Genomic DNA, 21,149 nt, shown 5'->3' with positions numbered 1-21,149 from the left:
GTGCATGACCGCCAAGACCCTTGACGACCTGCTGGAGGCAGGAGTGGCAGGACGCCACGTCCTCGTCCGCTCCGACCTCAACGTCCCGCTGGAGGACGGCGCCGTGGCCGACGACGGGCGGATCCGTGCCTCGCTGCCGGTCATCACCGCGCTGGCCGACGCCGGCGCGCGCGTGGTCGTCATGGCCCACCTCGGGCGCCCGAAGGGGACGGCGGACCCGGCCTATTCGCTCCGGCCCGCCGCCGAGCGGATGACCGCGCTGGCCGGCCGTGAGGTGCGCCTGGCCGCGGACGTCACGGGCACCTCGGCCCGTGAGGAGTCGGCGAACCTGCCCGACGGCGGCATCCTCCTTCTCGAGAACGTGCGGTTCGATCCGCGCGAGACCTCCCAGGACGAGGACGAGCGTGCCGCGCTGGCCGCCGAGATGGCCGCCCTGACCGGTGGCAGCGGCTCATCCGGGTCGACTCCGGCTACATCGGGCGCCTATGTGGATGACGCCTTCGGCGCCGTGCACCGCCGGCACGCCTCGGTGTATGACATCGCCGGCCTGCTGCCGTCATTCCAGGGTGGCCTGGTCTCCCGCGAGCTGGACGTGCTCTCCCGACTGACCGGAGAACCGGACCGCCCCTACGTGGTGGTCCTCGGCGGCTCCAAGGTCTCGGACAAGCTGGCGGTGATCGACAACCTGATGGATCGCGCGGACACCCTGCTGATCGGCGGCGGCATGCTGTTCACCTTCCTCAAGGCCCAGGGCTACGAGGTCGGTGCCTCCCTGCTGGAGGAGGACCAGATCCCCGTGGTCACCGAATACCTCCAGCGGGCCGAGAAGGGCGGCTGCCGGATCGTCCTGCCCACGGACATCGTCATGGCCTCGGCGTTCGCCGCCGACGCCGAGCACGAGGTCCTGCCCGTGGAGGCCCTGACCTCCGGGACACACGGCGCCTCCGCCCTCGGCCTGGACATCGGCCCCGAGACTCGCGTGGCGTTCGGCGAGGAGATCCGCCGGGCCGAGACCGTGTTCTGGAACGGTCCCATGGGCGTGTTCGAGTTCGAGGCTTTCGCCCATGGCACCCGCACGGTGGCACAGTCCCTGACCGAGTCCACGGGCCTCACCGTGGTCGGCGGCGGGGATTCGGCGGCCGCCGTCCGCGCCCTGGGGTTCACTGATGATCAGTTCGGCCACATCTCCACCGGTGGCGGCGCCTCCCTGGAGTACCTCGAGGGCAAGTCACTGCCGGGGATCGACGCCCTGGAGCGTTCGGCCACGGGCCACGGCGTGAACCACAGTGCGGGACATGACGCGCCCCAGGCAGGTGCCTGAGCATGACCTCGAAGACCAACGGCGTCTATGACCGCACCCCGCTCATCGCGGGCAACTGGAAGATGAACCTGGACCACCAGCAGGCCGTCACCCTCGTGCAGAAACTGACCTGGATCCTCACGGACGCGGACCACGATTTCGAGAAGGTCGAGGTGGCGGTGTTCCCGCCCTTCACGGACCTGCGCAGTGTCCAGACCTTGGTGGCCGGGGACCGGTTGCCCCTGGTCTACGGGGCCCAGGACGTCTCCGCTGAGGACTCCGGTGCCTTCACCGGCGAGGTCGCGGCACCCTTCCTGTCCAAGCTGGGGTGCCGCTACGTCCTCGTCGGCCACTCCGAGCGCCGCACGCTGCACGGCGAGGACGACGCCGTGGCCCACCGCAAGCTCACCGCAGCATTGCGGCACGGTCTCACGCCCGTCCTCTGCGTGGGCGAGGGGCTGGACGTCCGGCAGGCCGGCCGCCACGTGGAGCACACCCAGGCACAGCTCCGGGGGGCGCTCGAGGGCCTCACCGCTGAGCAGGTGACCGACCTGGTGGTGGCCTACGAGCCCGTGTGGGCCATCGGCACGGGGGAGGTGGCCGGCCCGGATGACGCCCAGCAGATGTGTGCCGCCCTGCGCGCCGACGTCGCCTCCCGCTATGGTGAGGAGGCCGCCGCGGGCCTCCGCCTGTTGTACGGCGGTTCCGTCAAGTCCTCGAACGCGGCCTCCATCCTGCGGGAGAAGGACGTCGACGGTCTGCTCGTGGGTGGCGCCAGCCTGGACGAGGCCGAGTTTGCTAGCATAGTCAGGTTCGAGCATCACCTGCTGACCGATTGATTCCGGCTGTTCGACCCCGGTCGGACGGCGCAGAAGAACCCGAACGGGCCGGTGACGGCCTCCCGCCAATGGAAAGAGTGACGTGGACGTCCTGACCCTCATCCTGCAGATCGCCCTGGCCGCCATCAGCGTCCTGCTGGTCCTGCTGATCCTGCTGCACAAGGGCCGCGGCGGCGGTATGTCCGATATGTTCGGCGGCGGCGTGACCTCCTCGCTGGGAGCCTCCGGCGTGGCCGAGAAGAACTTGAACCGCCTCACCATCACCCTGGGTCTGACCTGGGGCGCGATCGTGGTGGCCCTCGGCCTCATCATGCGGTTCTCGCAGGACTTCTAACCCCTCGTGGACGGGCGTCAGGGCCAGTGGCACAGGTCAGTCCGGCGGTCAGCGTCCGCCAGATCAGACCTGACCGGCCGCCGCTCCGTCCAGCCACCAGGCGGTGCCGTCCCGACCTGAGACCACCGATGCCGGCCAGCGGGCCGCGTCGGTTCTCTCGTTGTCCCGGGCCTGCCGGACCGCCGCGACGGCCTCGGCCTTGTCCGCACCGGCCACCACGAACCAGAGCCGCTCGGCCGTGTTGAGGGCCTCCACGGTCAGCGAGAGCCGCCATGGCGGCGGCTTGGGGGAGTCCTGCACGGCAATCACCGTCGCCCCGGCGGCCAGCGGGCCGGGACGACCGGGGAACAGACTGGCGACGTGGGCATCCGGACCCACACCCAGCATCACCACGTCGAAGACCGGCAGGCGCTCGTCCGGACCCGGGTCCGCTCTCGCACGGGCGGCGAGTTCGGACGCGTACGCCTCCGCGGCCGCCGCCATGATCGGCTCCGTCATCCGGGCGTCCGTCGGCGTCGTCCCCGCCGCAGCCGCGCTGTCAGCGGACGGCATCCGGTGGATGTTCGCAGCGGGCATCCCGTGCACGGCGACCAGGTCCCGCAGGAGGGCCTGCTCGGCCTGCTGCTCGTTGCGATCCGGGTCCCCGGCGGGCAGGAAGCGCTCATCGCCCCACCACAGGTGGACCCGGGACCAGTCCGGCCGGCGGAGAACCGGGCTCCGGAGGCTGCCCTGGGTGTCCAAACGGTCCGAGGCGTCCGACGCGTCCGAGGTATCCGGGCCTGCCGACACCAGGTCGGAGAGCGCCGCCAGGATCCCCGTGCCCGTCCCGCCACCGGTGAGCACGGCCGAGGCCGCGCCCCGGTCCTGAACGGCGTCGGCGAGGATCCGGAGCAACTCGCCGGCGGCGTCACGGCAGAGCGACTCACGGTCCGGGAACAGCCGGGTGTCATCGGTCACTGGGCAACACCGCCTTCAGGTCGGTCAGGGGCAGCCCGTTGACCACCACATCGCCGAAGACCTCATCCGGGTCCAGCCGGCGCAACTCCTCGGCCAGGCAGTCCTGGTCGCTGCGCCGTGGCAGGGAGATGTGCTGGATCGGCCGGCCCTGCTGGTACAGGGAGGCCACATCACCGGCAGGCCGGGACAGCACCACGTCGCCCTGCTGGCGCCGCAGCCGGACGGAGCGCATGCCCTGACCGGCTTTGGAGTGGGCCATGGTGACGGGGACCCCGAGGCAGCGGGTGAGCCAGGCGGCCAGCAGCATGGTGGAGGGGGAGTCCTCGGCGCCGTCCACGGTGACGGAGAGGATCTCGGCGGGATCCAGCCCGTCCAGGATGGCGGCCAACTGGATGCGCCATCCGGTCAGCCGGGTCCAGGACAGGTCGGTGTCCCCGGCCCGGTAGGTCTGGCGCAGGTGCATCAGCGCCCGCCGGGGCGAGGGGGCCGTGGCCGTGTCCGTGATGCGGCGGTGGGCGATCCTCCCCAGGGCGGAGTCCGCCGGGATCTCCGGGGCGGAGTGGGGCCACCAGACCACAATCGGGGCGTCCGGCAGCAGCAGGGCGCCGAGGAGCGACTCGGACTCCTCCGCATTGGAGCCGGAGCCGTGGAGGATGACCACGTCGGAGGCCCCGGCATCCCCGCCCACCCGGATCTCCGCATCCAGCCGGGTGGGAGCGGCCGCGTCCCCGGCGGCCAGCACGATGATCCGGCAGGGGTGCTCGCGGCTGGCCAGGTTGGCGGCGACGATGGCCTCCTCGGCATGGTCCGGCGACGTGGAGATGATCAGTGTCAGCACCCGGCCGAGCGCGACGACGCCCCCGGCCTCGCGCAGGCGGTTCATCTCCTTGGCGACCTGTGAGGTGGTGGTGTCCTGGACCTCGATGATCATCAGGGCCTCCTCCAGACGCGGCCGTCACGGGCCACGAGCTCGTCGGCGGTCTTCGGTCCCCAGCTGCCGGGGGCATAGGGTTCCGGCTGACCGGCCAGGGACTCCCAGTACTCCTCGAACGGGTCGAGGATGGCCCAGGACAGCTCCACCTCGGCCTGGCGGGGGAACAGCGGTGGTTCACCGAGCAGGACGTCGAGGATCAGCCGTTCGTAGGCCTCCGGGCTGTCCTCGGTGAAGGCGTGGCCGTAGCCGAAGTCCATGGTCACGTCCCGGACCTCCTGCTGGGTCCCGGGAACCTTGGAGGCGAATCGGATGGTGACGCCCTCGTCCGGCTGCACGCGGATGACGATGGTGTTCTGGCCGAACTCGTCCTCACCGTGACCCGGGAACAGCAGGTTCGGGACCCGCTTGAGCACCACGGCGATCTCGGTGACGCGGCGGCCCAGGCGCTTGCCGGCGCGCAGGTAGAACGGCACCCCGTCCCAGCGCCGGGTGCGGATGCCCAGCTTCAGGGCGGCGTAGGTCTCGGTGGTGGACTCCGGATTGAAACCCTCCTCCTCGAGGAAGCCCGTGACCTTCTCGCCACCCTGCCAGCCACCGGTGTACTGCCCGCGCGCCGACGCGGCGCCCAGGCCGGCGTCGTCCGTGGGGACCTCGACGGCGGCCAGGACCTTCTCCTTCTCGGTGCGCAGGTGATCCGCGTCGAAGGAGATGGGTTCCTCCATGGCGGTCAGGGCCAGCAGCTGCAGCAGGTGGTTCTGGATGACGTCGCGGGCGGCGCCGACCCCGTCGTAGTAGCCGGCGCGGCCGCCGATGCCGATGTCCTCGGCCATGGTGATCTGCACGTGGTCCACGTGGTTGGAGTTCCACACGGGCTCGAACAGGCGGTTGGCGAAGCGCAGCGCCAGGATGTTCTGGACGGTCTCCTTGCCGAGGTAGTGGTCGATCCGGAAGACGGCGTCCGGGACGAACACCTGCTCGATCACATCGTTGAGCTCCCGCGCGCTGGCCAGGTCGTGGCCGAAGGGCTTCTCGATGACCACCCGGCGCCACGGGCGTCCCGAGGTACCGGCGTGGGCGGGGGAGGGGCGCGTGCCGGCGTCATGGTGGCGGCCGGCCAGGCCGTGGTCGGCGAGCTGCTGGCTGACCTCCTCGAACCAGTCCGGGGGGATGGACAGGTAGAACACGGTATTGCCGGCGGTGCCACGGGAGACCTCGAGGGCCTCCAGCGTCTCGTGAAGGTCCTCGTAGGCCGCGGCGTCGTCGAAGCCACCGGAGACGAACCGGAAACCGCCGCGCAGCTGGTTCCAGACGGTGTCATTCCAGCCGGTCCGGGCCGAGGACTCCACGGAGTCGCGCACGTAGGCCGTGAACTCCTCGTCGCTCCAGTCACGCCGGCCGAAACCGACCAGCGAGAAGCCGGGCGGGAGCAGGCCCCGGTTGGCGAGGTCGTAGACGGCCGGCAGCAGCTTCTTCCGGGCCAGGTCCCCGGTGACGCCGAACAGGACGAGGGCGGAGGGACCCGCGATCCGGGTCAGCCGCCGGTCTCGCGGGTCGCGCAGGGGATTGGCCGGGCGCGCTCCGGTCAACGGCTCAGGCACCATCGGATCCCTGCGAGCCGTGCGCCGCGCGGAGGAGCTGGCCGATGCCGTCCGTGCGCTCGGTCAGGTGCAGCCGCACCACGGGCCGGCCCTGCTCCCGCAGCACGGAGGCGTCCCCGGCGGCCTGGGCGGCGAGCAGCTGACCCAAGGTGAAGGGGCGGCCCGGGATGTCCAGGTCCAGGTCGGAATCGGCAGTGACCTGCAGGAATACTCCTTCGGGTGTTCCACCCTTGTGGTACTGGCCGGTCGAGTGCAGGAACCGCGGGCCCCAGCCGAAGGTGACCGGCCGTCCGGAGAGCGTGGCGAGTGTGGCGCGCAGGACCTCCAGCTCCGGGTAGCCCACGCGGTCCAGATAGGCCTGGACGGCCAGGTACCCGTGGGCCGGCACCAGCTGCGCGACGGCGGCGAGCACCGTCCCGAGGTCGTCCGGGGCCCCGCCGGGGCCGTTCACGACGTCGGTTGGCCCGGTGACCTCGATCGTCCCGATCACGGTGTCCGGGTGCTCCGCCGCGGGCGTGGCATCCAGGAGGCCGCGGGCTGCGGTCTTCGCTGCCTCGACGTCCGGCTGATCGAAGGGGTTGATGCCGAGGAGGCGGCCGGCCACCGCCGTGGCGAACTCCCACAGGAGTAGTTGGGCCCCGAGGGTGCCGAAGACCTCCAGGGCGTGCTCGGACCGGCCGGATGGGTTGCTGTGGACCGCGTCGGACGCCTCGGGTATCTCCCGGTCCTCGGGATCGGCCACCAGGCGGATCTGGAGCAGGTCGTCGGCGGCGGAGAGGGTCTCCGGGTCGCCGGCGTCCACGACCACGGGCAGCACGCCGGTGCCGTCCTTGCCGGTGGACTCGGCGATCAGTTGCTCGGCCCACCCGCCGAAGCCGACCAGCCCCGAGTCCTCGTCGGAGAAGATCAGCTTGTTGCGCAGCGGGACCGTGCCCGCCAGGGCGGCGCCGAGCTGGAGGCCGGGGTTGCCCGGGTCATCGGTGGCGAGGACCTCGCGGGTCTCCTCCGCATCGTCAAGCAGTGTGGCGATGTCCACCCCGGCCAGACCGGTGGGCACCAGACCGAAGGCAGTGAGGGCGGAGTACCGCCCGCCGACGGTGGGATCGGCCGTGAAGACCCGCCGGTAGCCGGCCTCGCGGGCAGACTGCTCGAGGGGGGAGCCGGGGTCGGTGACCACGACAATCCGGGACGCGGCGGAGAGGCCGGCGTCAGTGAAGGCCTGTTCGAAGACCCGGCGCTGGGAATCGGTCTCCACCGTGGAACCGGACTTGGAGGACACCACCAGGACGGTATCCACCACCCCGGCGGCCAAGACGTTGCCCACCATCTCGGGATCGGTGGAATCGAGCACGATGAGCGGACATCCCTCGGTGGCAGCGATCACCTCGGGGGCCAGGGAGGAACCACCCATGCCGGCGAGGACCACCCGGCTGATGCCCTCGGCCGACAGCTGGTCGCGCAGCTCCTCGATCTGCGGGATCAGCGCCCGCGAGTCCTCGAAGAGGTCCATCCACCCGAGGCGCTTCGAGGCCTCCTCCTCCGCGGCCGGGCCCCACAGGGTGTGGTCCTTCCCATCCAGGCGACTGGCGACGCGGTCGTCCACCAGGGCCGGAACGTGACGGTCGATCGCCACGAGGGCGTCGCCGGTGGCCTGCAATCCGAGTGAACTCATGTCAGTCTCCTGGGGTCGTGCGGGAATGCGGGGGAGGGGTTCAGAAAGATCCGGAGGCGAGCAGTCACGTCCAGCGACGTCCAGCGACGGCCAGGGGCGGTCAGGGGCCGTCAGCGGGTCGCGGCGTCCTGGAGGGCGGTGCGCACAGTTTCCAGCAACTCGTTCCAGCTGGTCACGAATTTCTCCACGCCCTCGGCCTCGAGGACGGCCACCACGTCGTTGTAGTCGACGCCGGCATGGGCGATCGTGTCCAGGAGTCGGTCCGCCTCCTCGTAGCCCGCCGTGATGGTGTCCCCGGTGACCTCACCGTGGTCTGCCAGGGCCTCCAGCGTCTTCTCCGGCATGGTGTTGACGGTTCCCGGAGCCACCAGCCCGGTCACGTAGAGCGTGTCCGGAAGCGCCGGGTCCTTGGTCCCGGTGGAGGCCCAGAGTGGACGCTGCGGGTGGGCACCGGCCGCCTCAAGGACGCGCCAGCGCTCCGTGTCCAGGGTCTCGGTGAAGATGCGGTAGGCGAGTCGGGCGTTGGCGAGGCCCGCCTGCCCGGTCAGCTCGCCGGCTCCCTCGGCCGTGGACTCGGCGAGGCGGCGGTCCACCTCGGTGTCCACGCGGGAGACGAAGAAGCTGGCCACGGAGTGCAGGGTGGACAGGTCGATTCCAGCGGCGTGGGCCTGCTCCAGGCCCAGCAGCCAGGCGTTGAGCACCTCGCGGTAGCGGGTCAGCGAGAAGATGAGGGTCACATTGACGCTCAGTCCCTGGGCCAGGGTCGCCGTGATGGCCGGTAGGCCCTCCTCCGTGGCGGGGATCTTGATCAGCACATTGGGCCGGCCCACGGCCTGGGCCAGCTGGCCGGCCTCCGCGACGGTCTTCTCGGCGTCCCGGGCAGACCGGGGATCCACCTCGATGGACACCCTGCCGTCCACCCCCTCGGACGCCTGGTAGACGGGTGTGAAGAGGTCGCAGGCGGCCTGGACGTCCCGGGTGGTGAGCTCGAAGACGGCCCGGTCCAGGTCGGCGCCGTCAGCGGACAACTGCGCCAACTGCTCGGCGTAGGCCTCCCCGTTCTTCAGCGCGGCGGCGAAGATCGAGGGGTTGGTGGTCACGCCGGTGACGGTCCGCGTCTCGATCAGCTCGGCGAGGTTGCCCGTGGCGATCCGTTCACGGGACAGATCGTCGAGCCAGATGGACACACCGGCCTCGGCCAGTGCACGGGTGTTCGGGTTCTGTTCGGTCATCGTGTGCTCCGTACGTCTGGGGGTGCTTTGCGTGGCGGGGGAGGCCGGCCGACTCCAGGTCAGCGGCCGAGCAGGTCCCGAGCGGCGGCGGCCACGGCCTCGGCCGTGATGCCGTACTCGCGGAACAGCGTCTGGAAGTCTGCCGAGGCGCCGTAGTGCTCCAGCGAGACCTGGGTCCCGCGGACTCCGGTGTACTTGGCCCAGCCCTGCGCGATCCCGGCCTCCACGGAGACCCGGACAGCACCGTTGTCCGGCAGCACCGAGGCGCGGTAGGACTCGTCCTGGGCATCGAACCACTCGAGGCTGGGGGCGGACACCACCCGGGTCGGTACGCCTTCGGACTGCAGCTGGTTCCGGGCGGCCACCGCGAGCTGCACCTCGGAACCGGTCCCGATCAGGATGGCCTGGGGCTCCACGGCCGAGCCCGACTCATCGGTGGCGTCCAGCAGCACGTAGGCCCCGCGGGCCGTGCCCTCCGCATCGGCGAAGCCCTGCTCGTTCCGCGGGAAGACCGGAAGGTTCTGACGGGAGAGCACGATGCCCGCGGGTCCGTCCGTCTTCTCCAGGATGGTCTTCCAGGCCCAGGACACCTCATTGGCATCGGCCGGTCGGACGACGGCCAGTCCGGGGATGGCCCGCAGCGAGGCGAGTTGCTCCACCGGCTGGTGGGTGGGGCCGTCCTCGCCGAGGCCGATCGAGTCGTGGGTCCAGACGTAGATGGCCGGGGTCCCCATCAGCGCACCGATGCGGATCGCTGGACGCTGATAGTCGGAGAAGATCAGGAAGGTCCCCATGTAGGCCCGCAGCAGCGAGCCGAGCGAGATGCCGTTCACGATCGAGCCGGCGGCGTGCTCGCGGATGCCGAAGTGCAGGGTGCGCCCGTAGGGCCCGCCCTTCCAGCTGGAGGTCTGCCTGCTCTCGGGGATGAACGAGGGCTCGCCGTCCATGGTGGTGTTGTTGGAGCCGGCCAGGTCGGCGGACCCGCCCCACAGCTCCGGCATGACCGGGGCCAGGGCGGACAGGACCTTCCCGGAGGCGGCGCGGGTGGCCATCCCCTTGGCTCCGCCCGAGAAGCTGGCGTCGAAATCCGCCTCGAAGGCGGGGAACGCCTCGGCGAATCCCTCGGGCAGTTCGCCGGCCGTGAGGCGGTCGAACAGCTGGGCACGCCCTTCGTTGGCGCCGCGCCACGCGGCGTAGGACTCCTCCCAGGTGGCGCGGTAGGCCGCCGAGCGTTCGCCGACGCTGCGAGCGTGGGCCAGGACGCCGTCGTCGACGGCGAAGTGCTGTTCCGGATCAAAGCCCAGGACCGATTTCAGGCCGGCCAGCTCCTCGCCGCCGAGCTTGGAGCCGTGGATGGCACCGGTGTCCTGCTTGCCGGGGGAGGGCCAGCCGATCACGGTGCGGAGCTTGATGAGTGAGGGCTTGCTGGTCTGTGCCTTGGCCTCGGCCAGGGCCGTGTAGAGCTGCTCCGTGTCCTCGACGTAGTTTCCGGTGGCGAGCCAGTCGACGGTCTGGACATGCCAGCCGTAGGCCTCGTAGCGGGCGGCCACGTCCTCGCTGAACGCCACGTCCGTATCGTCCTCGATGGAGATCTCGTTGTCGTCATAGATGACCACGAGGTTGCCGAGTTCCTGGTGGCCCGCCAGGGAGGAAGCCTCGGAGGTGACGCCCTCCTGGAGGTCGCCGTCGGAGGCGATGACGAAGATGTGGTGGTCGAAGGGGCTCGCCCCGAGGGCGGTGTCCGGGTCCAGCAGTCCGCGCAGCCGGCGCTGGGCGAAGGCGAAGCCCACCGCGGAGGCCAGGCCCTGGCCCAGGGGACCGGTGGTGATCTCGACGCCGTCCGTGTGCCCGTACTCGGGGTGGCCCGGCGTCTTGGACCCCCAGGTGCGCAGGGACTGGAGGTCCTCGAGTTCCAGTCCGGCGCCGGCGGCGAACAGCTGCAGGTACAGGGTCAGGGAGGAGTGCCCGGCCGAGAGGATGAACCGGTCGCGGCCGGCCCAGGTGGCGTCCGCGGGGTCATGGTGCATGACGTTCTGGAACAGCTGCCAGGCGACCGGGGCGAGGGAGATGGCCGTGCCGGGGTGGCCGTGACCGGCCGTCTCCACGGCGTCTGCGGCCAGCACGCGCAGGGTATCCACGGCCTTCCGGTCCACGGCCGAATACGTGTACTCGCGGGCGGGCTGAAGACGCTGCAGGGAGGGAGTCCCCGCGGTGGCGGATCCGGTGGATGATGCCGGGGCTGAAGTCACGAAAGCTGCTCCTGACGGAATGAAACTGGGGGCCGGTGCCGACCTGACGCCAGCTTATCCCGAATGGGGCCACGCCTTGCAGGAGGTGAACGGCCAGGGGCCTGTCACGACCCGACATTCCGTGCGGGGAACGGTACACTGGAAGGGGTGTTTCCAGCACCGATGACCTCATCCCGCCCGCCTGCACCGTGAGAAGTAGATGCCCACCACCCTTGATGCCCAGTCCGCCGCGAGCCCGGCGCCCTCCAGCGCCCGTCCGGTCCGCCGGAAGATCGGGTTCAAGCGGAAGGCGGCGGCCTACGTCTCGCTGACCAAGCCGCGCGTGATGGAGCTGCTCCTGGTCACCACGCTGCCGACCATGATCTTCGCGCAGCGGGGCTTCCCGGACGTGGTCACCATGATCGCCACCATGGTGGGCGGCGCACTGGCCGCCGGGTCCTCGGCGGCCTTCAACTGCTACATCGACCGGGACATCGACAAGCTGATGAACCGGACCAAGAAGCGCCCCCTGGTCACCGGTGAGGTCACGCCCCGCGAGGCCCTCATCTTCGCCTGGGCCATCGGTGTGGTGTCCATCGCCATCCTGCTGTGGGGCACCAATCTCCTGGCCGCCGGCCTCGGCGTCCTGGCCATCTTCTTCTACGTGGTCGTCTACAGCCTGATCCTGAAGCGCCGCACCGAGCAGAACATCGTGTGGGGCGGGATCGCCGGCTGTTTCCCGGTCCTCATCGCCTGGGCCGCGGTCCGCGAGACGGTGGAATGGCCGGCCATCGTGCTGTTCCTCATCATCTTCCTGTGGACCCCGCCCCACTACTGGCCGCTGTCTCTGAAGTACAAGCGTGACTACCAGGCCGCGGACGTGCCGATGCTCGGGGCCGTGGCCTCGGCGCGGGTGGTCTCCAGCCAGGTCGTGCTCTACGCCTGGGCCACCGTGGCCTGCTCGCTGCTGCTGGTGCCGCTGGGCTGGGCCGGGGTCGTCTACACGGCCGTCGCCCTCGTGGCCGGCGGCTGGTTCGTCTACGAGTCCCACGTGCTCTACGCCGAGTCGCAGAAGCCGGAGTACAACGACAAGAAGGCGATGAAGGTCTTCCACCTCTCCATCACCTATCTGACCCTCGTCTTCGTGGCACTGGCCGTGGATCCGTTCGTGGGCGGCCCGCTCATGCCGGTTCCGGGCATCCCCTCCTGATCTCCGTGACCTGAGGGCGTCAGCACGGGACGAAGGCCGTCAGGGGCTCGAGGCGAGGGCGACCCGGCGGTTGTGCTGGCCGTTGAGGACTGCGATGGGGATGAGCGGCAGAACGATGACCAGGACAGACCAAGTGCCGAGGACCTCCGCCCACGCTCTGACGGCGAGCAGGAGCAGCACCACGGCGACGACGCGGTACGCGTAGACCCGCCGGGGGAAGCGTGCCGGCCGTCTGAGCCAGGGGATGCGATGGTCATGATTGGCCTTGCACACCACCCAGAATGAGCCGACGAAGATCGCCATGCCGGCCAGCCCCGCCAGCGTTCCCCCGAGAAGTTCCATGCGCCCCACTAGACCTCTCCGGGTATCTGCAGGTCAAGGCGGGGTTTCGGAAGGGTTCCGTCCTAGCCACACAGGCCTGCCAGTAGGGTGAAGTCACCTGACAGCGGACAGGGGGGTTTCACATGTCGGTGAAGGTGCGGACGCCTCCGGCCAGCGGCGCAGCGGTGCTGCTGGCGACTGGGCTCGCTCTGACGGGGTGTGGCAACAACGCGGGACTAGGCGCGCCGGAGGCCCCGTCCCCGGCCACCACCCCGAGTGATACGACGCCGGCCACCTCCGAATCGTCACGATCTCGCGGCCGAGCTCGGCGCCGAGGTCAGCGAGGGCTGACCGTTCCCCGTTCCGCCCGACTACGGGCGGACGGCGGCCGGCCGGGTGCGGTAGGTGGAGACCTGCCGGTCCCAGACGGTGGTGACGGCCCAGACGACGAGGCCGGTGCCCAGCATGTGCAGCAGGACAACGCCGATCGGCAGTCCGGTGAAGTGCTGGATGTAGCCGACGGTTCCCTGGAAGGCGATCACCGCGATGAGGGCCCAGGCCGAGATCCGCTGTCGCCGGGAGGACTGCTGGCGCAGGACCACCACGAGCAGCACGAGCGCGGCTGCCGTCATGAGGTAGACGGGGAAGGCGTGCAGGCGGGTGACCACCAGGGGGTCGAAGTCATGGCGGGGCGCGTCAGCGTCGCCACCGTGGGGGCCGGAACCGGTGACGATGGTTCCGAGGTACAGGACCACCCAGCCGAGCACGAAGATGCCACGGGCCAGGTTCCGGGAGAGGACGGAGGTCTCGCCGTCGACCACCGCCGCAGCAGCGGCCGGCTGAGCGCCGTGGGACTGACGGTGACGCCACTCAGCGCCCACCCGATTCACCAGCAGGGTGGCGAAGCAGACCATCACCGAGGAGACGAGGAAGTGGAACGCGACGACCCAGGGGTTCAGATCGGTCCAGACGGTGATGCCGCCCACCACGGCCTGCGCCGGGATGCAGGCCAGCATCCCTACCGAGATCCAGAAGATGCTGGGGTGGGACTTCCGCAGGTTCCAGACCCACAGCAGCACCGCCAGGGCCGCCAGTCCGACCACGAAGGTCAGCAGCCGGTTGCCGAACTCGATGACGCCGTTGATCCCCATCTCCGGGGTGTTGATCCAGGAGTCGTCGGTGCAGGTGGGCCAGGTGGGGCAGCCGAGACCGGAGGCGGTCAGGCGCACGGCACCGCCCGTGACGATGATGCCGATCTCGGTGACGAGCGAGATGACGGCGAGCACCAGGGTGCCCCGGGTGATGTCCCGCGGCGTGTATCGGCCGATGCCCGCGTCGATGCGGCGCCACAGTCCGGGGCGGGTGGCGGAGCCGTTCTGGGCGGTGGACTGGGTGGGGGTACTCACTTCAGGGTCCTTTGGACGAGACGGGCGGGGTTGGAGGGCAGAACACTCAGCGCCATTTGAACCACTTCAAGGCGCCGACCGTGGCCAGGATGCCCCAGCCCGCCAGGACGAGGAGGGCGCCGACGTCGGGCATCCCGGTGCCGAAGGCGGACCGGAGCCCATCGCCCAGCGCGGCGGAGGGCAGGAAGGCGGCAACGCCCGAGAACCAGCTGGTGGTGGGGACCGGGAAGACGGCCCCGCCCACGGCGCCCAGCAGCACCCACAGCAGGTTCGTCAGGGCGAGGGTGGCCTCCGGCCGCGCGGTGCCCGCGATGAGCAGCCCCAGAGCGGTGAAGGAGGCCGCCCCCAGGATGAGGAAGAGGACGGCCCACGGCACCCCGGTCCAGACGGGCTGCCAGCCGAGCGCGAGACCGATCCCGCCGATCACCACCACCTGGAGCAACAGGACCGCCAGAACGGCGCAGGCCTTGCCGAGGATGAGCCCGGCCGGGCCGAGCGGAGTCGTGGACAGGTAGGCCAGCACGCCGTAGCGGCGGTCGAACCCGGTGGCGATGCCCTGGCCGGTGAAGGCCGAGCTGAGCACGGCGAGGGCGAGGACGCCCGGCACGGCCACGTCCACCCCACGGACGCCGGCGCTGTCCATCAGTCCGGACCAGACCACGGCGAACAGGGCCATGAGGGGCAGGACGAGGGAGATCAGCAGTTGCTCGCCGTTGCGGATCGCGGTGACGGACTCATAGCGTCCCTGCGCCACGACCCGGCGGGCCAGTGAGCTGGCGTTGCCCAGGCGCGAGGGGCCGTCCTGCGGGGACACGGCTGCGGCGGTGCTGTGAGAGGTGTTCACGGGACTGCTCACGGGGCGACCTCCAGGAAGACCTCTTCGAGGGAACGGTGCAGCAGACGCACGTCTGTGGGCATGATGCGGTGATCGCGCCACCAGGCGGCCAGGTCTGCCCAGGCGTCGGGGGTGGTCAGCCCCTCGACGCGGAACGTGCAGTCGGCCGGCGCACTGGGACCCTCCGGCACCAGGTGGAGTCCGGCCGGGAAGGCGGCCAGCGCCTCGGCGCCCAGTGGCTGGGGGACGGAGAAGTGCACCGGGGTCGGTCCCGTGCGATCGGTGAGCTCCGCGACCGAGCCGGACCGTTCGACGGCCCCCTCCCGCAGGAGCACCACGTGATCGGCCAGCCGTTCGGCGTCGTCGAGCAGATGGGTGGTAAGGACCACGGCCAGCCCGGCCTGCTTCAGCTCCAGGATCAGATCGAACACCAGCTGGCGTGAGACGGGGTCCAGGCCGGCACTGGGCTCGTCCAGGAACACGACGCGCGGGCGGCCCGCGAGGGCGGCGGCCAGCGCCACCCGCTGCTTCTGGCCTCCGGACAGGCGGCGGATGTCCCGATCCGAGAACTCGTCGATGCCCAGACGCTCGGTGAGGGCGGCCATGTCGGCTGGCTCGCGGTACAGAGAGCAGATATGGCGCAGCAGCCGCGCCGGGGTGGCGGACGGGGGCAGCCCCCCGTCCTGGAGCATGACGCCGACCTGGCTGCGCAGGGCGGCGCCGGCGTGCCAGGGGTCCTCGCCGAGCAGGCGAACGGTGCCGGAGTCGGGACGGTCGAGCCCCTGCGCGATGGTCAAGGTCGTGGTCTTGCCGGCGCCGTTGGGGCCGAGCAGGGCGGTCACCTCTCCACTGCGGGCTCGGAAGTCCACGCCCTTGAGGATGTGGAGATCTCCCCGGCGGCTACGGACGGTCTTCTGCAGTCCCTCGAGGGACACCAGGACGGAGGGTGAGGATGGCACCCATCCATGGTACCCGCGTGGTCCGGTAGTTCTACGACCCGTAGAACTACCGTGGCCAACACCACCCTCGGGCAAGGCAGGCCTTACTTTCGCGGTGGCCTTAATTAGGTAAACTGGGGGTTGTGTATTCCACCAGCCAACTTGACGTGCCCGCCGCGGGCCCGGTCGACGGACAGCGCGAGAGCACCCGGGACCGGGTGCTCCAGGTTGTCCTGACCCAGGGCCCGGTCAGTGCCGCCCGCGTGGGCGAGTTGCTGGGCTTGACCGCGGCCGCCGTCCGCCGGCATCTGGACGTGCTCTCCGACGAAGGCGCCGTCGAGGTCAAGCTGGTCTCCGGCAACCGCGGCGCCGGCCGCCCGTCTCGCCGGTACGTGGTGAGCCGCGCCGGACAGTCCCGCCTCGGCAATGACTACCTCGAGGTCGCCGCGCAGGCCCTCCATCGACTGAACCAGGTCGGAGGAGCGGACGCCGTCCGCTCCGTGGCCCGGGATCGCTTCGCCGCCGTCGAGGACCGCTACCGCGAGGCCATCGGCACCGCGTCGAATCTCAAGGACCGCACCGCCGCCCTGGCCGGGGTCCTGGAGGAGGAGGGCTTCGCCGCCAGCGTCCGCACCGTGGGACTGGCCGCCAACCCTGGGGGCCGGACCACCTTGAAAGCCGCGCAGATCTGTCAGGGCCACTGCCCACTCCAGGACTTGGCCGCGGACTTCCCTCAGTTCTGCGAGGAGGAGACGGAACTCTTCGCCCGCCTGCTCGGCGTGGACGTGCGCCGCCTGTCCACCCTGCCCACCGGCGGCCACGTCTGCACCACCCATGTGCCGCTGGGCCGGGACGCGGACGAGACCGAGCCGCCGCAGCCGTGAGCCTCCCCGAGCCGGACCTGAAGCGGCTCCACACGAACCCCGGCCCCGCCGGACTCCACAGATTCACACCGCGTGAGATCAGACCCAACAGACCATCAGCTCGATCACCAGAGAGGCAGCGATGACCGATCAGATCATCAAGGAGAACGCCGACCCGGGCGTGATCTCCGAGGTACTGGAGAAGAACCCCGAACTCAATGCCATTGGCGCCTACCAGTTCGGCTGGTCGGACCAGAACGACGCGGGTGCCAATGCCCGCCGCGGCATCAACGAGGACGTCGTCCGGGACATCTCGGCGAAGAAGGACGAGCCCGAGTGGATGCTCAACCTGCGCCTCAAGGGCCTGAAGTACTTCGACCGCAAGCCCATGCCGACCTGGGGCGCCGACCTCTCCGGCATCGACTTCGACAACATTAAGTACTTCGTCCGCTCCACGGAGGGCCAGGCGAAGTCCTGGGAGGACCTGCCGGAGGACATCCGCAACACCTATGAGCGCCTCGGCATCCCCGAGGCCGAGCGTGAGCGTCTGGTCTCCGGCGTGGCCGCCCAGTACGAGTCCGAGGTCGTCTACCACCAGATCCGCGAGGACCTGGAGGAGCAGGGCGTCATCTTCATGGACACCGACACCGCACTGCGCGAGCACCCCGAGTTCTTCGAGGAGTACTTCGGCACTGTCATCCCCGCCGGTGACAACAAGTTCGCCGCGCTGAACACCGCCACCTGGTCCGGCGGCTCCTTCGTCTACGTCCCCAAGGGCGTCCACGTGGAGATCCCGCTCCAGGCCTACTTCCGCATCAACACCGAGAACATGGGCCAGTTCGAGCGGACCCTGATCATCGCGGACGAGGACTCCTACGTCCACTACATCGAAGGCTGCACGGCCCCGATCTACAACTCGGACTCCCTGCACTCGGCCGTCGTCGAGATCGTGGTGAAGAAGAACGCCCGCGTTCGCTACACCACCATCCAGAACTGGTCCACCAACGTGTACAACCTGGTGACCAAGCGCGCTGTGGCCGAGGAGGGCGCCACGATGGAGTGGATCGACGGCAACATCGGTTCCAAAGTCACCCAGAAGTACCCGGCCGTGTACCTCACCGGTGAGCATGCCAAGGGTGAGACCTTGTCCATCGCCTTCGCCGGGGCGGACCAGCACCAGGACACCGGGTCCAAGATGGTGCACCTGGCCCCGAACACCTCCAGCTCGATCGTCTCCAAGTCCGTGGCCCGCTCTGGTGGCCGCGCCGCCTACCGCGGACTCGTCCAGGTGATGGAGGGTGCCAAGAACGCGGCGAACTCCGTGGTCTGTGACGCGCTGCTGGTGGACACCATCTCCCGCTCGGACACGTACCCGTACATCGACATCCGCGAGGATGACGCCACCCTCGGCCACGAGGCCACGGTCTCGCGCGTCTCCGAGGAGCAGCTCTTCTACCTGATGAGCCGCGGCATGTCCGAGACCGAGGCCATGGCCATGATCGTGCGCGGGTTCATCGAGCCCATCGCGCGTGAGCTGCCCATGGAGTACGCCCTCGAACTGAACAAGCTGATCGAATTGCAGATGGAAGGATCGGTAGGCTGAGCGTGTCACAGACCGTCAACACCACTGACAACGCCTCCCCGGAGGAAATCGACGCCGACGGCGCCGGTGTGCCCGTCATCCCCGGCATGGGGGAGGAGGGCGAGAAGCTCTCCGCCACCGTGGCCGCGGAGTCCGACGCCGGCCACGCCACGCACAGCGTGCCGTCCGGTTCCCAGAAGCGCCCGGTCAAGCCCGGGTCCTCCCGGGCCGACCGCCTCTCCAGCTTCGAGCTGGCGGACTTCCCGGCCCTCACGGGCCGCGAGGAGGACTGGCGCTTCACGCCCCTGAACCGCCTGGGCGGCCTACACCTGCCCGACGGCGACGACGCCCGTCTGACCGGTACGGCACCTGCCATCTCGGTCACGGAGCTCGACGGCGTCACGGTGGAGACCGTGGGCCGGGACGACGCCCGCCTGGGCTCCGTCCTCACGCCGGACGACCGTGCCTCGGCTGCGGCCTGGGCCTCTTTCGAGCAGGCCACCGTCGTGACCATTGGCGCCGATGTCGAGGCCACCACCCCGGTGCGGATCGACATCACCGGCGCCGGCACGGCCCCCGCCGCCCAGCACCTGCTGGTGGTCGCCGCACCGAACTCGCGCGCCGACGTCGTGCTCCAGCACCGCGGGTCCGCCGTGGTCTCGCAGAACGTCGAGTTCGACGTGCAGGAGGGGGCCGGCCTGAACGTCACTTCCCTGCAGTCCTGGGATGACGGTGCGGTGCACGTCTCCGCCCAACAGGCCAGGATCGGCAAGGACGCCTCGTTCAAGCACGTGGCCGTCTCCTATGGCGGCTCCGTGGTCCGCCTGACCCCGACGTCCCGGTTGGCCGGTCAGGGCGGGGAGACCCAGATGTTCGGCCTCTACTTCGCGGACGCCGGCCAGCACCTGGAGCAACGCCTGTTCGTGGATCACGCCGTGGCGAACTGCAAATCCAACGTGCTGTACAAGGGCGCCCTGCAGGGCCAGGACGCGCACACCGTCTGGGTGGGCGATGTCCTGATCCGCAAGGAGGCCGAGGGCACCGACAGTTACGAGAAGAACCAGAACCTCGTCCTCTCGGAGGGTACCCGCGTGGACTCGGTGCCGAACCTGGAGATCGAGACGGGCCTCATCGACGGCGCCGGTCACGCTTCCTCCACGGCCCAGTTCGACGACGAGCAGCTGTTCTACCTGATGGCGCGTGGCATCGAGGAGAAGGATGCCCGGGAGCTCATCGTCCGCGGCTTCCTCCACGAGATCATCCAGAAGATCGGGATCGCCGACGTCGAGGAGACCCTCATCGCCCAGATGGAGTCCGAGTTGCAGGTGGCCAGCCTCTGATGGCCGCCGGTCAGCGCGTGTGCGCCGTCGCGGAGATCGGCGCGGAGGAGGCCAAGCGGTTCACGGTCGGCGGCATCGACGTCGCCGTGGTCCGGGCCTCCGACGGCTCGCTCCATGCGGTCAACGACATCTGCTCGCACGAGGAGGTGTCCCTCTCGGACGGATTCGTCGAGGGGTGCGCCTTGGAGTGCATCGGTCACGGCTCCGCCTTCGACCTGGTCACCGGCGCGCCGAACGTCCTGCCCGCCACCGCTCCGGTCGCCGTCTACGCGCTGGCCGTGGAGGACGACTCCGTGTGGGTCGACACCGCCACCGTGCTGAACAGCGCCTCACTGAACTCGTAACCAGTCACACCAGAACTTCCCGCCCCACCGGCGGAACCCGCAAGGAGAACACGAATGTCTACCCTGGAAATCAAGGACCTGCACGTCTCCATCGAGACCGAGAACGGTCCCAAGGAGATCCTCAAGGGCGTCAGCCTGACCATCAACACCGGTGAGACCCACGCCATCATGGGCCCGAACGGCTCAGGCAAGTCCACCCTCGCCTCGACCATCGCCGGCCACCCCCGCTACGAGGTCACCTCCGGCAGCATCACCCTGGACGGTGAGGACGTCCTCGAGATGTCCGTGGACGAGCGGGCCCGCGCCGGCCTGTTCCTGGCCATGCAGTACCCGGTCGAGATCCCGGGTGTCACCATGACCAACTTCCTGCGCACCGCCAAGACCGCCATCGACGGCGAGGCCCCGTCCCTGCGTCACTGGACCAAGGACGTCAAGGCCGCCATGGAGAACCTGAAGATCGATCCGACCTTCGCGGCCCGCAATGTCAACGAGGGCTTCTCCGGCGGCGAGAAGAAGCGCGTGGAGATCCTCCAGCTCGAACTGTTCAAGCCCAAGTTCGCCGTGCTGGACGAGACCGACTCCGGCCTCGACGTCGACGCCCTGCGCGTGGTCTCCGAGGGCGTCAACCGCGCCCAGGACACCGGAGCCATGGGCACCCTGCTGATCACCCACTACACCCGGATCCTGCAGTACATCAAGCCGCAGTTCGTCCACGTCTTCGTGGACGGCAAGGTCGCCGAGTCCGGCGGCGCCGAGCTGGCCGACCGTCTCGAGGCCGAGGGCTACGAGCGCTTCGAGACTGCTGCAACCGGAGCCTGAGGAGCATCCCATGACCACTGAAGCACCCCAGACCGAACTGGATGACATCAGGGAGGCCCTGCACGAGGTCATGGACCCCGAGCTGGGCGTGAACATCGTGGACCTGGGTCTGCTCTACGGCATGCACTACGCCGAGGACGGGGCCCTGATCCTGGACATGACCCTGACCACCGCGGCATGCCCGTTGACGGACATGATCGAGGAGCAGATCAGCAACGAGATCGGCACCATGGTGGACGAGTGGCGCCTGAACTGGGTCTGGATGCCCCCGTGGGGTCCGGAGAAGATCACCGACGACGGCCGTGAGCAGATGCGGGCCCTCGGCTTCAACATCTGATCCGACGTCTGACCCGTTGCGCCGGAGAATCCCGGTCATCCTGAACTTTCCCGAGAATCA

Annotated in this window: 20 protein-coding genes; 10 read left to right on the top strand and 10 right to left on the bottom strand. The window is 69.7% G+C overall.

Annotation, left to right across the window (positions count from 1 at the left end; genetic code table 11):
• Window positions 1-4 precede the first annotated feature (4 nt).
• The 3 genes from RUH65_RS01280 (at window position 5) to secG (ending at window position 2,473) form a co-directional block, all read left to right on the top strand.
• A complete protein-coding gene (locus RUH65_RS01280; RefSeq protein WP_313815370.1) occupies window positions 5-1,321 on the top strand; it encodes a phosphoglycerate kinase in 1,317 nt (438 codons plus the stop codon).
• Window positions 1,322-1,323: 2 nt separating this feature from the next.
• Window positions 1,324-2,139: a triose-phosphate isomerase gene (gene tpiA / locus RUH65_RS01275; protein ID WP_313815369.1), complete on the top strand. Its 816-nt coding sequence runs from the start codon at window positions 1,324-1,326 to the stop codon at window positions 2,137-2,139.
• 82 nt (window positions 2,140-2,221) lie between these two features.
• Window positions 2,222-2,473 (top strand): preprotein translocase subunit SecG, encoded by a 252-nt coding sequence (secG, locus tag RUH65_RS01270; RefSeq protein ID WP_309809525.1) that lies wholly within the window; start codon window positions 2,222-2,224, stop codon window positions 2,471-2,473.
• Between the two features lie 63 nt (window positions 2,474-2,536).
• Here secG and pgl read toward each other — a convergent pair whose 3' ends face one another.
• The 6 genes from pgl to tkt form a co-directional block, all read right to left on the bottom strand.
• Entirely contained in the window at window positions 2,537-3,430 is an 894-nt protein-coding gene (pgl, locus tag RUH65_RS01265; RefSeq protein WP_313815368.1) for a 6-phosphogluconolactonase, read from the bottom strand.
• A complete protein-coding gene (locus tag RUH65_RS01260) occupies window positions 3,420-4,361 on the bottom strand; it encodes a glucose-6-phosphate dehydrogenase assembly protein OpcA (protein WP_313815367.1) in 942 nt (313 codons plus the stop codon). The genes pgl and RUH65_RS01260 overlap by 11 nt, the downstream gene beginning before the upstream one ends.
• Window positions 4,361-5,965: a glucose-6-phosphate dehydrogenase gene (zwf, locus tag RUH65_RS01255; RefSeq protein ID WP_396179376.1), complete on the bottom strand. Its 1,605-nt coding sequence runs from the start codon at window positions 5,963-5,965 to the stop codon at window positions 4,361-4,363. The genes RUH65_RS01260 and zwf overlap by 1 nt, the downstream gene beginning before the upstream one ends.
• A complete protein-coding gene (locus RUH65_RS01250) occupies window positions 5,955-7,634 on the bottom strand; it encodes a glucose-6-phosphate isomerase (RefSeq protein WP_313815366.1) in 1,680 nt (559 codons plus the stop codon). Before RUH65_RS01250 ends, zwf begins: the two co-directional genes overlap by 11 nt.
• Before the next feature lie 110 nt (window positions 7,635-7,744).
• Window positions 7,745-8,866 (bottom strand): transaldolase, encoded by a 1,122-nt coding sequence (gene tal / locus RUH65_RS01245; RefSeq protein WP_313815365.1) that lies wholly within the window; start codon window positions 8,864-8,866, stop codon window positions 7,745-7,747.
• A gap of 59 nt (window positions 8,867-8,925) precedes the next feature.
• Window positions 8,926-11,115, bottom strand: a complete 2,190-nt coding sequence (gene tkt, locus RUH65_RS01240; RefSeq protein ID WP_396179374.1) for a transketolase — start codon at window positions 11,113-11,115, stop codon at window positions 8,926-8,928.
• Window positions 11,116-11,314: 199 nt separating this feature from the next.
• On the opposite strand from tkt, the gene RUH65_RS01235 reads away from it, so the two are divergent.
• Complete coding sequence (locus tag RUH65_RS01235; protein WP_313815364.1) at window positions 11,315-12,304, top strand: heme o synthase; 990 nt, start codon at window positions 11,315-11,317, stop codon at window positions 12,302-12,304.
• 39 nt (window positions 12,305-12,343) lie between these two features.
• On the opposite strand, the gene RUH65_RS01230 is transcribed toward RUH65_RS01235, so the two are convergent.
• The 4 genes from RUH65_RS01230 to RUH65_RS01215 form a co-directional block, all read right to left on the bottom strand.
• Entirely contained in the window at window positions 12,344-12,646 is a 303-nt protein-coding gene (locus RUH65_RS01230) for a hypothetical protein (protein WP_313815363.1), read from the bottom strand.
• Between the two features lie 350 nt (window positions 12,647-12,996).
• A complete protein-coding gene (locus RUH65_RS01225) occupies window positions 12,997-14,031 on the bottom strand; it encodes a COX15/CtaA family protein (protein WP_313815362.1) in 1,035 nt (344 codons plus the stop codon).
• Between the two features lie 46 nt (window positions 14,032-14,077).
• Window positions 14,078-14,887, bottom strand: a complete 810-nt coding sequence (locus tag RUH65_RS01220) for an ABC transporter permease (RefSeq protein WP_396179371.1) — start codon at window positions 14,885-14,887, stop codon at window positions 14,078-14,080.
• Window positions 14,884-15,825, bottom strand: coding sequence for an ABC transporter ATP-binding protein (locus RUH65_RS01215; RefSeq protein WP_313815361.1), 942 nt, complete (start codon window positions 15,823-15,825; stop codon window positions 14,884-14,886). The genes RUH65_RS01220 and RUH65_RS01215 overlap by 4 nt, the downstream gene beginning before the upstream one ends.
• 122 nt (window positions 15,826-15,947) lie before the next feature.
• Between RUH65_RS01215 and RUH65_RS01210 the strand changes: the two genes are divergently transcribed.
• From RUH65_RS01210 to RUH65_RS01185, 6 genes are all read left to right on the top strand, one after another.
• Complete coding sequence (locus tag RUH65_RS01210) at window positions 15,948-16,688, top strand: ArsR family transcriptional regulator (protein ID WP_313815360.1); 741 nt, start codon at window positions 15,948-15,950, stop codon at window positions 16,686-16,688.
• A gap of 121 nt (window positions 16,689-16,809) precedes the next feature.
• Window positions 16,810-18,270, top strand: coding sequence for a Fe-S cluster assembly protein SufB (gene sufB / locus RUH65_RS01205; RefSeq protein ID WP_313815359.1), 1,461 nt, complete (start codon window positions 16,810-16,812; stop codon window positions 18,268-18,270).
• A gap of 2 nt (window positions 18,271-18,272) precedes the next feature.
• A complete protein-coding gene (gene sufD / locus RUH65_RS01200) occupies window positions 18,273-19,589 on the top strand; it encodes a Fe-S cluster assembly protein SufD (RefSeq protein WP_396179368.1) in 1,317 nt (438 codons plus the stop codon).
• Window positions 19,589-19,933: a non-heme iron oxygenase ferredoxin subunit gene (locus RUH65_RS01195; protein WP_313815358.1), complete on the top strand. Its 345-nt coding sequence runs from the start codon at window positions 19,589-19,591 to the stop codon at window positions 19,931-19,933. The genes sufD and RUH65_RS01195 overlap by 1 nt, the downstream gene beginning before the upstream one ends.
• Window positions 19,934-19,987: 54 nt before the next feature.
• Window positions 19,988-20,752 (top strand): Fe-S cluster assembly ATPase SufC, encoded by a 765-nt coding sequence (gene sufC, locus RUH65_RS01190; protein ID WP_313815357.1) that lies wholly within the window; start codon window positions 19,988-19,990, stop codon window positions 20,750-20,752.
• Window positions 20,753-20,762: 10 nt separating this feature from the next.
• Window positions 20,763-21,089 carry a metal-sulfur cluster assembly factor gene (locus RUH65_RS01185; protein WP_313815356.1) on the top strand — a complete coding sequence of 109 codons (327 nt, stop codon included), beginning with the start codon at window positions 20,763-20,765 and terminating at the stop codon, window positions 21,087-21,089.
• Window positions 21,090-21,149 lie beyond the last annotated feature (60 nt).

Source organism: Citricoccus sp., from assembly GCF_032154715.1.
In the GTDB taxonomy this organism is placed as follows: domain Bacteria; phylum Actinomycetota; class Actinomycetes; order Actinomycetales; family Micrococcaceae; genus Citricoccus.
This window is presented reverse-complemented; position numbering and strand designations above follow the sequence as displayed.

Excerpts from the sequence above, each read along its gene's own strand:
- RUH65_RS01280 (WP_313815370.1), top strand. The coding sequence starts at position 5 with ATGACCGCCAAGACCCTTGACGACCTGCTGGAGGCAGGAGTGGCAGGA.
- tpiA (WP_313815369.1), top strand. The coding sequence starts at position 1,324 with ATGACCTCGAAGACCAACGGCGTCTATGACCGCACCCCGCTCATCGCG.
- RUH65_RS01260 (WP_313815367.1), bottom strand. The coding sequence starts at position 4,361 with ATGATCATCGAGGTCCAGGACACCACCACCTCACAGGTCGCCAAGGAG.
- zwf (WP_396179376.1), bottom strand. The coding sequence starts at position 5,965 with ATGGTGCCTGAGCCGTTGACCGGAGCGCGCCCGGCCAATCCCCTGCGC.
- RUH65_RS01250 (WP_313815366.1), bottom strand. The coding sequence starts at position 7,634 with ATGAGTTCACTCGGATTGCAGGCCACCGGCGACGCCCTCGTGGCGATC.
- tal (WP_313815365.1), bottom strand. The coding sequence starts at position 8,866 with ATGACCGAACAGAACCCGAACACCCGTGCACTGGCCGAGGCCGGTGTG.
- RUH65_RS01235 (WP_313815364.1), top strand. The coding sequence starts at position 11,315 with ATGCCCACCACCCTTGATGCCCAGTCCGCCGCGAGCCCGGCGCCCTCC.
- RUH65_RS01230 (WP_313815363.1), bottom strand. The coding sequence starts at position 12,646 with ATGGAACTTCTCGGGGGAACGCTGGCGGGGCTGGCCGGCATGGCGATC.
- sufB (WP_313815359.1), top strand. The coding sequence starts at position 16,810 with ATGACCGATCAGATCATCAAGGAGAACGCCGACCCGGGCGTGATCTCC.
- RUH65_RS01195 (WP_313815358.1), top strand. The coding sequence starts at position 19,589 with ATGGCCGCCGGTCAGCGCGTGTGCGCCGTCGCGGAGATCGGCGCGGAG.
- sufC (WP_313815357.1), top strand. The coding sequence starts at position 19,988 with ATGTCTACCCTGGAAATCAAGGACCTGCACGTCTCCATCGAGACCGAG.
- RUH65_RS01185 (WP_313815356.1), top strand. The coding sequence starts at position 20,763 with ATGACCACTGAAGCACCCCAGACCGAACTGGATGACATCAGGGAGGCC.